At 63.9% G+C, this 12036-nt stretch carries 12 protein-coding genes; 6 read left to right on the top strand and 6 right to left on the bottom strand.

The window, feature by feature from the left end; all coding sequences use genetic code 11:
* The 6 genes from E4J89_RS07110 to E4J89_RS07080 all read right to left on the bottom strand — a co-directional run bounded on the left by E4J89_RS07110 (position 1) and on the right by E4J89_RS07080 (position 6490).
* On the bottom strand, positions 1–2331 hold the full coding sequence (locus E4J89_RS07110) for a glycogen/starch synthase (protein ID WP_136785432.1): 2331 nt from the start codon (positions 2329–2331) through the stop codon (positions 1–3).
* A gap of 1120 nt (positions 2332–3451) precedes the next feature.
* Entirely contained in the window at positions 3452–4588 is a 1137-nt protein-coding gene (locus E4J89_RS07100; RefSeq protein ID WP_136785431.1) for a cation diffusion facilitator family transporter, read from the bottom strand.
* Positions 4585–4950 carry a metalloregulator ArsR/SmtB family transcription factor gene (locus E4J89_RS07095; protein ID WP_169303936.1) on the bottom strand — a complete coding sequence of 122 codons (366 nt, stop codon included), beginning with the start codon at positions 4948–4950 and terminating at the stop codon, positions 4585–4587. The genes E4J89_RS07100 and E4J89_RS07095 overlap by 4 nt, the downstream gene beginning before the upstream one ends.
* Positions 4951–5091: 141 nt before the next feature.
* Complete coding sequence (locus E4J89_RS07090) at positions 5092–5490, bottom strand: arsenate reductase ArsC (RefSeq protein ID WP_136785429.1); 399 nt, start codon at positions 5488–5490, stop codon at positions 5092–5094.
* Positions 5487–6191, bottom strand: coding sequence for an aquaporin (locus E4J89_RS07085; protein WP_136785428.1), 705 nt, complete (start codon positions 6189–6191; stop codon positions 5487–5489). The genes E4J89_RS07090 and E4J89_RS07085 overlap by 4 nt, the downstream gene beginning before the upstream one ends.
* Positions 6188–6490: a metalloregulator ArsR/SmtB family transcription factor gene (locus E4J89_RS07080; protein ID WP_136785495.1), complete on the bottom strand. Its 303-nt coding sequence runs from the start codon at positions 6488–6490 to the stop codon at positions 6188–6190. Before E4J89_RS07080 ends, E4J89_RS07085 begins: the two co-directional genes overlap by 4 nt.
* 133 nt (positions 6491–6623) lie before the next feature.
* Between E4J89_RS07080 and E4J89_RS07075 the strand changes: the two genes are divergently transcribed.
* The 6 genes from E4J89_RS07075 to E4J89_RS07050 all read left to right on the top strand — a co-directional run bounded on the left by E4J89_RS07075 (position 6624) and on the right by E4J89_RS07050 (position 11987).
* The gene (locus E4J89_RS07075; RefSeq protein WP_136785427.1) at positions 6624–7085 is read left to right on the top strand and encodes an ArsI/CadI family heavy metal resistance metalloenzyme; all 462 of its coding nucleotides are present in this window, start codon (positions 6624–6626) and stop codon (positions 7083–7085) included.
* A 143-nt stretch (positions 7086–7228) separates the two neighbouring features.
* Positions 7229–7507, top strand: coding sequence for an SHOCT domain-containing protein (locus E4J89_RS07070; RefSeq protein ID WP_136785426.1), 279 nt, complete (start codon positions 7229–7231; stop codon positions 7505–7507).
* Positions 7504–8958 carry a multicopper oxidase family protein gene (locus E4J89_RS07065; protein WP_136785425.1) on the top strand — a complete coding sequence of 485 codons (1455 nt, stop codon included), beginning with the start codon at positions 7504–7506 and terminating at the stop codon, positions 8956–8958. The genes E4J89_RS07070 and E4J89_RS07065 overlap by 4 nt, the downstream gene beginning before the upstream one ends.
* Before the next feature lie 75 nt (positions 8959–9033).
* A complete protein-coding gene (locus tag E4J89_RS07060) occupies positions 9034–10302 on the top strand; it encodes a wax ester/triacylglycerol synthase domain-containing protein (RefSeq protein ID WP_240691768.1) in 1269 nt (422 codons plus the stop codon).
* Between the two features lie 156 nt (positions 10303–10458).
* Entirely contained in the window at positions 10459–10860 is a 402-nt protein-coding gene (locus tag E4J89_RS07055) for a hypothetical protein (RefSeq protein ID WP_136785424.1), read from the top strand.
* A gap of 71 nt (positions 10861–10931) precedes the next feature.
* The gene (locus E4J89_RS07050; protein ID WP_136785423.1) at positions 10932–11987 is read left to right on the top strand and encodes a zinc-dependent alcohol dehydrogenase family protein; all 1056 of its coding nucleotides are present in this window, start codon (positions 10932–10934) and stop codon (positions 11985–11987) included.
* Positions 11988–12036 lie beyond the last annotated feature (49 nt).

The raw sequence follows: 12036 nt of genomic DNA, 5'->3' as shown, positions 1-12036 counted from the left end.
TCAGGTTCGGCTGGGTGGCCAGCCAGCGGAGGAACTCCTCGTACCTCCCAAGGGCGCTGGGGTGCCATGGGCCCACTCCGGCGCTCTTTTCCATGTCGTCGGCATAAACCAGAATGGTGTCGTCACCGGGGGCGGTTGGAAGATCGGCTGTCCGGGACAGGCTGCGCCAGTGGCTCCGGTCATCCGGAGGAATCCAGTAGCGCACCGGGTGGACATCGGCACCACCTGCAGGCCGTGGCCGCCTTCGATGCGGTAAGGGCGCAGGGCGTCGGCTGGAGGGGGACTGGCTGGGTCGGCGCCGTCAAAGTCCGCCCTGTCACTGCCGCCGTGGGCGCCATCTGTGGGGTACAGCAGCCGGTCGTCGAGCAGGACATACCGGTAGCCGCCATTCGGCAGGGCCGGGTCAGTCAGCACCTTCGCGACGCGGTCCGTGTCCCACACCCGTTCGGGAATCCAGCAGATTTCCAAATCCGCCGGGGGACATCCAAGGTGGCGCCGGTAAAGCCAGAACAGTTCATGCAGCTGCCGCCGGATAAACTCCCGGTCGAAGACCGTGAGGATGCTTTCGGAGTACGTTCCGCCGATGAGTGAGATCAGGCCGACGTCGCGCAGCCGGCGGACTTCCGCGAGGAACCAGGGATCGTGCCAGGCGGCTGCTTCGACCATCGTCCCGGACAGATGGAGGTTGAGTGGGACGCGGTACTTTTCATGCAGCCGCAGCAGGGCGGCGTAACCGGTTACGAGCGCAGTCAGGCCTTCCCGGTCCCGATAGCCGTCGGTGACCAGGAACTGATTTGCATGCTGGACGAGCGCCAGTGGTAGTGGAGTGGAACGCTGCCGCGACCGGGACATCGCGATGGCGGGTGATTCGGCGCTGCTGACGACGTTCCCTGCCCGGCGGGAGTTCACAGCCTCCTCGTACAGCGCCACGTATTCACGTGCAGGTCCCCGCCAGGAGAAGTCAGCCCTCATCGCCCGTTGCTGCAGCCGATTCCACTCCGGCGCTCGCCGGTACACCGCCAGTCCGTTATCCACAGCCGACAGCATGGAGGAGACACGGCGCTGCACGAAGACGAACCCCAGCCCCTCGGCTGGATCCTCGACGTAATCCTTCACAGTGTCCGCCAGTCCTCCCGTTCGGCGGACAACGGGGATGGTGCCGTACCGAAGGGCGATCAGCGGCGTGAGCCCACAGGGCTCGAAAACGGACGGAGCAAGGAAGAGGTCCGAACCCGCATAGACCTGCCGGGCCAGGGACTCTCGCGACGTGGGATGGAATGCCACACTGCCGCGGAAACGCCGGACCGCTGCTTTCAGTTCGCGCCGGTACCGGTGCGCCCCCTCGCCCATCACGACGACTTGCGCCCCGCGCGCTACGAACTGGTCGAGGGCCGATGACAACAGCCCTATGCCCTTCTGCGCAACAAGCCTGGCGACCATGCCAAACAGCGGGCGGTCCGGTGCGGGCTCCAAGTCGCTGATTCGCTGCAGGGCCACCTTGTTTGCGCGCTTGCCGGCGATGAAGGAATTGTCATAGTGGGTCTCGATCCACGGGTCCCGGCAGGGGTTGAACTCCTCGTAATCGACCCCGTTGAGAATGCCCCGCACGGTTTCGACCCTCGCACGAAGCAGCCCGTCAACACCCGCTCCGTGTGCTGGGGTCAGGATTTCCTGCATGTAGTGGGGGCTGACGGTGTTGACCCTGTCGGCGAAAGCGATGCCCCGCTCGAGGAGAGTTCCTGCGGGGGGCAACCCGATCAGCCGGTCGGTGGCGGCCCCGACCCGCCCCTGATAGGCAATATTGTGGATCGTGAAGACGATGCCCGTGTCTGCCAGTTCTCGCTGATGGGGTCCCTGACGGGCTTCCTGGGCGATCAAACCGCAGTGCCAGTCATTGCAATGGATGACGTCGGGACGCCAAGGGCCTTGCGCCGCCAAAGCGGCGATTGCCTTCGAGAACAGCACGAACGGCATCACGTCGTCGTCCTGATAGCTGTAGGGGACCGCCCGTTCGAACCACCCCGGAAGGTCGAGCGCGAGGACCTCCACTCCGCCCAGCGGCGGGAGGCTGCGGACGACGACCATCTGGGCGACGGGGCCATAGTCCATGTCGAACGTCAACAACGGGTCTCCGTTGAGTCCCGGGTACGCCGGGATCACTAGGCGCACGTCGACGCCCAGCTGAGCCAGCCGCTGCGGAAGCGCGCTGCTGACATCAGCCAGCCCGCCTACCTTCATGAACGGGTACGCCTCGGCACTGGCGAACATAATGCGCCGCGCCCGGTGCGGCAGGACAGTTGGGAGTTCCTCTGCAGGGTCGGTTTGGGACACCGCGCTGCCTGTAGTTCCGTTGCTGCGGATCACGGTATACCCGCCGGTCCTGGTCCTATGGCTACCGCTGTCATGACCTCATCGCGTCTCGTGCCATTACGGGCCGACGTGATCGTTAGGTTGACGCAGCGGGCCCCTGCCGCTCCAGGATGTCGGCCACGCTGAGCGAAGCATCGGTCACGGTCCGCAGCACGTAGACATCGTGCTCCGGCCGGATGTCGGCGAGGCTGCCGGGCCGGGGGGTCCAGTTTGATCAGGTCGACCCCGGCCCGCCAGGCCCGCAGCAGCTGCGCGACATCCCGGGTGATGGACGGGCCCTCCTCAGCGGGCCTGCGCACGAGGAAGGCGATCTTCATGGCCGGGCCGCCTCCAACCGTGCTCCGGCGGCCGAAACCGGGCCACCGGCGAATGCGTGGGTGTGGACCAGGGTGCCGTGCCAGCTCAGTTGCTCGCTGACACACCGCGGCTGGGCCTGGCGCGAACAGTGATGCTCCGAGGCGAATGTGACCCTCGGACCGCTCCACAAGGACGATTCAGTGTCCCGCTCCATGCCACCTGCCGCCATCCGTTCGCGACTTGCCGATGCGGACCTCAAGAACGCTCGGGGTAACGGCGACGTCTTCCGGAACGGCTCCGGAAGCCCCTGCCGACCTGCTGCCGGGATCGTTTGGTGCTGGGTGATTGCGGGTTAACAGTTAGTGGCCAAACCTCTAATGAAACTTTAAGTTTGGGCCAATAGAACTGTAATAACGTCCCTCCACGCTCCTACTGCTCACCGCTGCTGTCAAGAGTCGGACACCGCTGGAATTTGGGCTGGCGGGCCGGCAGGGCTGTATGGGGCCGGGTAGCTTGAAACGCCCAGCGGCACGGCGGTGGACTATGTGTTTCGCTGACCATGAAACACGGGAGGAAGACAGACGCTACTGTTTGCGCCGTACCGGCGTTGAATACGAGAAGGATGGTCAACTTCACACCCTCGTCGCGGGGGAGACCGTGCTCGCCGCCGGCGCCATAAATTCGCCCGAGTAGTTGCTGCGTTCCGGCATCGGCCCCGCAGAGGAGTTGCGGGACGTCGGGATTGAGCCACTGCTGGACCTGCCCGGCATGCGTCCGGCCGAGTCTATTCGCCGGGGCTGATGAACCGGTGTGCGGCAGGGCCGGGAGTGAGGGTGATGTGGCCCACCCCGGGGAGTTCGCCGCGTAGCCGGCTGACCAAGGTGGCTTCGAGCCGGTGGTAGCCGTCGACGGACATCCTGGGGTCCACCGCCAAGGTGGCGCTGACCTCAAGCCGGTGCCCGTTCCACCGCAGTCGCACTTCGTTCAGGTCCCTGACGTCGTCAGCGGCACGCAGGATGCTTTCTGTGCGGTCGACAAGATCCGGGTCCACCCCGTCCATCAATCGGCGGCAAATATCGCGGCCGGTGCCCCACAGCAGTACCACGATGGCCGCAGTGATGATCAGCCCGATGATCGGATCGGCCAGCGGGAAGCCGGCCCAAACGCCGATGACGCCCAGAATGACGGCAAGCGAAGTGAAACCGTCGGTTCTGGCATGGATCCCGTCGGCCACCAGCGCGGCGGAGCCGATGCTGCGGCCGACCCTGATCCGGTAGGCGGCCACGAGTTCATTGCCGGCAAAGCCAATAAGACCCGCGACGAGGACCCAACCCAGGTTGTGCAGTGGTTGGGGGTTTAGCAGCCTGTCGATCGACTGCCACGCTGCACCGACGGCCGAGACAGCGATCATGGCTACGATGAACAGTCCGGCAAGGTCTTCGGCCCGGCCAAATCCGAAAGTGTAGCGACGCGTTGCCTTGCGCCTTCCCAGCAGGAATGCGATCCACAGCGGAATGGCAGTGAGGGCGTCCGAAAAATTATGGATCGTGTCCGCCAGCAGCGCCACCGATCCGCTGATGACCACCACGGCCAGCTGTAGCAGGGCGGTAAGGCCCAGAACGACCAAGCTGATTTTGACAGCACGGATGCCGCGGGCGCTCGATTCCAAGGCGTCGTCAATGGAATCTGCTGTGTCGTGGCTGTGAGGGACGAACAGGTCGTGGAAGAATCCGCGGATGCCCTTGGGGTGCACGTGCTCGTGGCCGTGCCCGTGATCGTCTGGCCCGTGCCCGTGATTGTCAGGCCCGTGGCCGTGGCCGTGATCGTCAGGCCCGTGCCCGTGCCCGTGATTGTCATGGCCATGGGTCTGATCATGATGATGCGAGGTCTGCAGTGCGGCCTCCTCCCGTGGCCCGCTCATGAGTCCTGGACCGGGGTGACTCGGTGGTGCCAAGGCGTTCCGCCGAGGCTGTGCTCCGCTTGGAAAATCGCATCGGTGACCAATTGCCGGGCATGTTCATTTTCCAGCCTGTAGAAGACCCTTGTCCCTTCCTGGCGGGTTGCCACGATACGGCCCAACCGAAGCTTCGCCAGATGCTGCGACACCGCTGCCGGGGATTTGCCCACCATTTCAGCCAGATCGTTGACCGGCAGCTCCCGATCGCGCAGGGCCAGGATAATGCGGACGCGGGTTGCGTCGGCCAGCATGGAAAAGACTTCCACCGCCAGCTCAACGTATTGGCTGTCCACGCTTAGCCCGCATTTCTGCTTATCTGCATTCATGCGTAGATAGTTGCATATCCATCAGCCGAGATCAACCAACTCATCCATCGTGCTGCGCCAGCCCGCCCATTTATCCCGAGCGGCCGAAAGTCGGTCTCTGCGAGGCGGACGCGGCGAGTTCCACCGGACTAAGACAGCCTTCTAGGCCAAGCTGCGGATGAGGGCCTGCACGCGGTTCTTGATGTCGTCGCGGACGCCGCGGACCATGTCGATTTCCTGGCCTGCTGGGTCGTCCAACACCCAGTCCTCGTAGCGTTTGCCGGGGAAGTAGGGGCAGGTGTCTCCGCAGCCCATGGTGATGACGACGTCGGATTCCTGGACGGCGCCGGTGGTGAGGATTTTGGGGACGGCGCGGCTGATGTCGATGCCTTCCTCGGCCATGGCCTGCACGGCGACAGGGTTGATCTGGTTGCCGGGTGCGGAGCCTGCCGAGAGGACGGTGATGCGGTCGCCGGCCAGGTGCTGCAGATAACCGGCGGCCATTTGCGAGCGTCCCGCGTTGTGCACGCAGACGAAGAGGACGGTGGGTTTGCTGGTCATCGGGTCTGTCCTTCGATGGTGGTGAATTCGGCCGCTGCCCGTTCGGCGCGGGGGTATAGGAGGTGGATCAGCCCGGCTGCGAGGGCGCCGCCGATCAGCTGCATGGCGATGAACGGCAGGACCGAGGTCGGGGCGATTCCGGCGAAAGTGTCGGAGAACATGCGCGCCACCGTCACCGCGGGGTTGGCGAAGCTGGTGGAGCTGGTGAACCAGTAGGCGGCGGTGATGTAGCCACCGACCGCCACGGCAACCATGTCCTTGCGTCCGGACCGGGCGGCGCCGAAGATCACCAGCAGCAGCCCGGCCGTCGCGACGACTTCGGCCAGCCAAAGCCCGGACCCGGTGCGCTCCTTGGCTGCGATGGTGACGGCGGGCAGTTCAAACATCAGGTTCGCCAAGACACTGCCCGCGATGCCGCCGGCCATTTGGGCTGCAATTAGGGCCGCAGCCTCGCGCCAGCCGATGACACCGAGCCATCGTTCAACCAAGGTCACCACAGGGTTGAAGGCCGCGGAAACCGGTTGCAGGGCGATGATCAGGGCGACCAGGACCGCCCCGGTGGCCAAGGAGTTTTCCAGCAGCTGCAGACCGACGTCGTCTGGAGACAGGCGGGTGGCCGCGATGCCCGAGCCCACCACCGTGGCCACCAGCAGTGCAGTCCCGACCAGTTCAGCCAGTGCCCGCCGGGCGAGTGCGCTCATGCCCCCGCGCTGGAGATCAGTTTCCCCAGCGAGTCCAGCACGTCTGCCTGTACCTTGTAGTAGACCCACACGCCCCGCTTGCTGCGCTCCAACAGCCCGCTCCGGTGCAGCACCTTCAGGTGGTGGCTGATCGTGGGCTGGGACAGGTCGAAGGCTTCTGTCAGGTCGCACACGCAGGCCTCACCGCCTTCGTGGGACGCGACCAGGGAGAGCAGCTGCAGGCGGACCGGATCCGCCAAGGCCTTCATTAGCCCGGAGACACGATCAGCCTGCTCGCTCGTCATCGGTTCACGGGTCATTGGCGTGCAGCATGCAACCGCCTCAACGGGGGTCAGTTCGAGAAGAGAATTAGACACCCATCAATATTGACAGATATCAATATCAGGTGGCAATCTGCCAGATATAGACATTCATCTATCTCTAGGAGACGCCATGTCCCGCCTGCAACTTGCCATCAACGTCAATGACCTCGATGAGTCCGTCGCTTTCTACTCCCGGCTCTTCGGTACCGAACCGGCCAAGCGGCGGCCCGGCTACGCCAACTTCGCAGTAGCCCAACCGCCGCTGAAACTCGTGCTCATCGAGAACCCCGGCAAGGGAGGATCGCTCAACCATCTGGGTGTGGAAGTGCCCGACACCGATGCAGTCAATGCCGAGCAGAACCGGCTGGCAGTACACGGTTTCGCCACCACCGATGAGCGAGAAAGCACGTGCTGCTACGCCAAGCAGGACAAATTCTGGGTCCAGAACACCCCGAACGGCGAACAGTGGGAAATTTACACCGTGCTGGCCGACAGCCAAACATTCTCCGCGGTTCCCCGAGGCGAAGCGATGGGATGCTGCAGCAGCACTCCAACATCAAGTTCTCAGGCGGTCACCGATAGCTGTTGCTGACCCTTCAGACCGGCGCCGGTGGCGGCGAGACATTTCCGCTCTTTTAGCGTTGCAGAAGGGCAATTTGGGCTTACTATCGACCTAATTTCAGGTGCAGGCTGAAATGAGGCCGGCAGCGGTGGCCCAGTGTCAGGAGTGAAGCCATGATGGATTCCTACGGCTGGTCGGGCATGGGCTGGATGTGGATCTTCTGGGTCCTGCTCATCGTTGGACTGGTCCTGCTCATCATCCTGTTGGTCCGGCTGATTGGGGGCGGCATGCCGGGCCGCGGCGCCGGAATGCCGGACCGCGGAGCTGACGGCGTCAGGACTGCTGGAGACACCCGGGCCCGGGAAATACTGGCGGAGCGCTACGCTCGGGGAGAACTCACGGCAGAGGAGTACCGTGAGGCACTCCGGACTCTCGGTGAGACCGGGGGATGAAGACCCTCAGCCGCAGGCAAGCCCTAGTCCTCGGCGCCGCCGGGACTGCGGCTGTCGCCGTCGGAGGCGGAGGTCTGCTCTGGGCCCAAGCACCGTTCCGTGCTGAAACTGGTGAGCGGCTGAAAGAACCGGGGAATCTCAGCAGCCAGGGAAGAGTGCTGAAGCTGCGTCTTGAGGCCGCACCGGCGCGAATCATGGTCGCTGGCAGGCCGGCGTCCGTGGCCGCCTACAACGGTTCCCTCCCCGGACCGACGCTTCGCCTGCGGCCGGGGGACCGGCTCCGGGTCGTCCTGGTCAATAGGCTCGACATGGCTACGAACCTGCATGTGCATGGACTGCATGTCTCACCGACGGGGAACGGCGATAACTCCTTTGTCAGGGTCGAGCAGGGAGAATCCTTCGATTATGAGTACGACCTTCCGGCCAACCACCCATCTGGCACCTTCTGGTACCACCCGCATCATCACGGGAGCGTGGCGGATCAGCTTGCGGCTGGCTTGTACGGGGCGATTGTCGTGGAAGACCCGGAGCGGTTTCCGGTCACCCGCGAGCGGCTCCTCGTCGTCTCCGACATCAGCCTGACCGGCTCCGGCAGTCTTCGGCCACCCTCGGCGGCAGAGCAGGTGATGGGCCGCGAGGGGGAGATCGTGCTGGTGAACGGGCAGGTCCGGCCGTTGCTCTCTGCAACAGCCGGTGACCGAGAGCGTTGGCGCGTCATCAACGCCTGCCCTGCCCGCTACCTTCGGCTTCAGCTCGAGGGAAGCCAGCTTCAGGTGCTGGCTTTTGATGGTCGTTCGCTGGCCGCTCCTGCACCGGTGGACGAGGTCGTCTTGGCGCCGGGAAACCGGACGGATCTGCTGGTAGAGGCGGTCTACGGAACGACGACCCTGCGAGCTGCGTCCTTTGACCGCGGAAGTATGACCGGCATGATGGGCAGCGGCCAGGGCCCGCGTACCGAACCCGTGGACCTGCTCTCGTTGGATACGAGTGGAACACAACGGAGCGGCCTGCCTCCGGTCACCGGTACCGGACGTCCGAGGGATCTTCGGAAGGAACCGGTGGCAGCGCGCCGCAGGCTCGACTTTTCGATGGGAATGGGCATGGGGTCCGGGATGGGCCCGGGCGGCATGAGCTTCACCATCAACGGCGAGGTTTTTGATGCAGGGCGTATCGACGAGATAGTCAGCGTAGGCAGCGTGGAGGAATGGACTCTCACCAACAGCAGCCCGATGGACCATCCCATGCATCTGCACGTATGGCCGATGCAGGTCATTCAGCAGGACGGCCAAAGCATTCCCGGCCCCAGGTGGCAGGACGTCGTCAACATCCCGGCCCGCAGCGAAGTCAAAGTCCTCGTCGCCTTCGATGACTTTCCTGGGCGCTCGGTTTTCCACTGCCACATTCTGGACCATGAAGACAGGGGCATGATGGGGGTCGTCGAAGCCCGCTAGCAATACCTTCGCGAAGCATCCCCCGAGCAGTTTCCGCCCTCATCAGGCGGAAGGACCGGCTGCTACTCTGTTGGCATGTGCCCGGTGGCCCGCCGGCTCGCGGCGGTCGATGAGGCGAATTTGGTGCTTGACCATGCCGGCCAGGTCAATGTGTTTCTCGTTGCCGGGCTGATGATGCCGGGCGGCTTCGTTGGGTCCGATGGCAGCCCTGATCTGAAAGCGCTGCGCACCTGCCTTCGGGAGCGGATCAAGACGTTGCCGCAGCTCCGGAAGATACCGTTGCCCACGGGCCGCCGGCACCGCTGGGTCGAAGCCCAGCCCGACCTGGACTACCACATCCGGCTCGTCAGTGCCGTCGACGGACTCACTGGCTTGGAACGCACGTGCGGAGAGCTGATGAATGTTCCGATGGGACTGGAGCGCCCGCTCTGGGAAATTCTGGTGGTGCCGGGTGCCGCGGCGGGGGCTCTCGGGATCGTGCTGCGCATCCACCATGCGGTCGCCGATGGGATGGCGGCGGCCGCGATCGTGCAGCAGCTCTTCGATCCCGCGGGAGCCCTGTCTGCGACTTCGTACGTGCCACTTGTCCGATCAACGGCGAAGTTTGCCAGCCGCGACGTGCGGCGTGTCCTCGGGAGGCTTCGGTACGGTCTACGGCGCATCAGCATGACCGTTAGCGGTCGTGAGGTTGGCCCCACAGTGCTGCTCGGTGCGCTGAGTCCGCATCGCGGGGTCGAATTCCTCGACGTCGACCTAGCTGTGCTCGAGTCACATGTTCGGCCGCTCGGGGCCACCGTCAACGATGGCCTGCTCGCTGCAGTGTCGGCGGGGTACCGAGCGGTGCTGTCTGCCGCTGGCGAGCGGATCCCCGCGCGGCTGCCTGTCTCGGTGCCGGTGGCGCTGCAGCGCCGTGGGACAGCAGGGAATCAGGTCGGGGTCATGCTCGTGCGGCTGCCCCTCGGCGAAATCGATCCAGACGTTCGGGCCCGGGTCATTGCTGGACAGACCCGGGAGGAGAAGGCCCTGGCCAGGGAGCAGGGAACGCTGGAGTTCATGCGTGGCCCGGTCGGCGCGCGCATGATGGACCGTATCGGCCGACGGCAGCATCTTGTCGCCGGGTTCGTCACTAATGTGCCGGGTCAGACGGACATTTTCCGCCTCGCAGGCGCTCCCGTTGTCGCGATCTGGCCGGTGGCCGTGCTCGCCGCCAACGTCCGACTCGGAGTCGCCGCCGTCTCCTACGTGGGACGGCTCCGCTGCGGCATCCATTTCGACGCGGGTAACGTGCCCGGAAGAATTTTCGCTGCGGCCATGGGCGACGAGCTGGCGCGCTTGGCCACCTAACGTTCCGCCAGCTCGCCGTCGCCGTCCTGCACCAGAAGGAACAAGCGACATTGCCCTCTAGGCACGTCCGTCAGTTCGGGCCAAAATCTAACCATGGCTGGAGAGGAGCCGTGGTCTAGAAAGCGGAAAGCCAAGCCCGGTAAGAATCAGCGTCGAATGGGCTACACAGTAGCGGTCGTCGTCAACGCGGCCCTGCTCGGCGCGGTCAACGGTTGGCCCGGCTGGCAGTCCGTGCCCATTCTGACCGATGAGACGCCCCAAGTCTTGCCGATCTTCAATGCCTCGCTCGTCGTCGGCGTCGTCAGCAACGTCCTCAACTTGGTCTTCGACTCGGAGAAGCTCAAGATCCTCGGTGAACTCGTGACGTCCGCGCTCGCAGCAGCCGTCATCCTGCGTACCTGGGCAGTGTTCCCGTTCGACTTCCATGGTTCTACCGTGACCTGGGACCTGGTGACCCGGGTCCTGCTCGGGTTCGCGTTAGTCGGATGCTGCATCAGCATCATCGTCCAAGTGGTCTTGCTGATTCGCTTATCGCGACGGCTTTCTCCTCGCACTTGACGCCACGATCTGCGCGGCCGAACCGCGCTGGTTACTGATCAACCGGAATTTCCCTGAGAAAGGAAGAGAAAGTGAAAGCACTGGTATTCGACGGTCCCGGGCAGAAATCCTGGACCGACGTTCCTGATCCCTCCGTCCAAAACCCGACCGATGCCATCGTCCGGGTGGATACCACCACCATCTGCGGAACGGATCTTCACATCCTCAAAGGCGATGTCCCCGCCGTTCAGAGCGGAAGAATTCTCGGGCATGAAGGTGTAGGAACGGTCGTAGCGACCGGGTCCTCCGTTACGGGCCTCCGCGCCGGGGACCGTGTCATCATCTCGTGTATCAAATCCTGCGGTCACTGCAGCAGTTGCAAGACCGGGCTCTATTCTCACTGTCAGGGTGAAGAAGGGGCGCCCGGTATCGGATGGATCTTCGGTCATTTGATTGACGGTACGCAGGCCGAGTACGTCCGCGTCCCTTACGCCGACAACTCGCTGCACAAGCTCCCCGAGGGGGTGACGGACGAACAAGCCGTGATGCTGTCGGACATCCTGCCCACCGGGTTTGAAATCGGAGTCCAATACGGTCGGGTCAAGCCGGGAGACACGGTCGTGGTGGTCGGAGCAGGCCCGGTCGGCTTGGCTGCAATCGCCACAGCAGGCCTGTACGGAGCAGCGTCGGTCATTGCCATCGACGTGGACGAGCACCGTCTACAGCAAGCACGGGACTTCGGTGCCACCAGCGCCATCTCGTCGCGGGCGTCGGACTGGAAAGAGCAGGTATTCGCGCTGACCGAGGGGCATGGGGCCGACGTCGCCATAGAAGCCGTCGGAATCCCCGAAACCTTCGAGATGGCCGTGGAGCTAGTGCGCCCGGGAGGAAACGTAGCAAACGTTGGCGTTCACGGGCGATCAGTAGAACTTCATCTGGAGAATCTGTGGATCCAGAACATCAACATCAGCATGGGATTAGTTAATGCGAACACCACTCCCATGCTGCTGAAACTGGTTGCCCAACACCGGATTCCAGCGGAAAAGTTCGCGACGCATCATTTCCGACTCACGGAAATAGTGGATGCTTACGACACCTTCTCGCGTGCCGCGGAAACGAAAGCCCTCAAAGTAGTCCTCACCCAGTGAGCATGATGAGCAGCGCAGACGTCCATTTTCGATGATCGGCACCTGTTCC

The organism is Arthrobacter sp. CAU 1506 (assembly GCF_005047635.1).
In the GTDB taxonomy this organism is placed as follows: Bacteria; Actinomycetota; Actinomycetes; order Actinomycetales; family Micrococcaceae; genus Crystallibacter.
This window is presented reverse-complemented; position numbering and strand designations above follow the sequence as displayed.

What these genes read in the sequence shown, in the direction of transcription:
- E4J89_RS07085 (WP_136785428.1), bottom strand. Translation starts at nt 6,191, where the DNA reads ATGAGCGCACTCGCCCGGCGGGCACTGGCTGAACTGGTCGGGACTGCA.
- E4J89_RS07055 (WP_136785424.1), top strand. Translation starts at nt 10,459, where the DNA reads ATGGGCTACACAGTAGCGGTCGTCGTCAACGCGGCCCTGCTCGGCGCG.
- E4J89_RS07090 (WP_136785429.1), bottom strand. Translation starts at nt 5,490, where the DNA reads ATGACCAGCAAACCCACCGTCCTCTTCGTCTGCGTGCACAACGCGGGA.
- E4J89_RS07075 (WP_136785427.1), top strand. Translation starts at nt 6,624, where the DNA reads ATGTCCCGCCTGCAACTTGCCATCAACGTCAATGACCTCGATGAGTCC.
- E4J89_RS07095 (WP_169303936.1), bottom strand. Translation starts at nt 4,950, where the DNA reads ATGAATGCAGATAAGCAGAAATGCGGGCTAAGCGTGGACAGCCAATAC.
- E4J89_RS07080 (WP_136785495.1), bottom strand. Translation starts at nt 6,490, where the DNA reads ATGACCCGTGAACCGATGACGAGCGAGCAGGCTGATCGTGTCTCCGGG.
- E4J89_RS07060 (WP_240691768.1), top strand. Translation starts at nt 9,034, where the DNA reads ATGTGCCCGGTGGCCCGCCGGCTCGCGGCGGTCGATGAGGCGAATTTG.
- E4J89_RS07100 (WP_136785431.1), bottom strand. Translation starts at nt 4,588, where the DNA reads ATGAGCGGGCCACGGGAGGAGGCCGCACTGCAGACCTCGCATCATCAT.
- E4J89_RS07065 (WP_136785425.1), top strand. Translation starts at nt 7,504, where the DNA reads ATGAAGACCCTCAGCCGCAGGCAAGCCCTAGTCCTCGGCGCCGCCGGG.
- E4J89_RS07070 (WP_136785426.1), top strand. Translation starts at nt 7,229, where the DNA reads ATGATGGATTCCTACGGCTGGTCGGGCATGGGCTGGATGTGGATCTTC.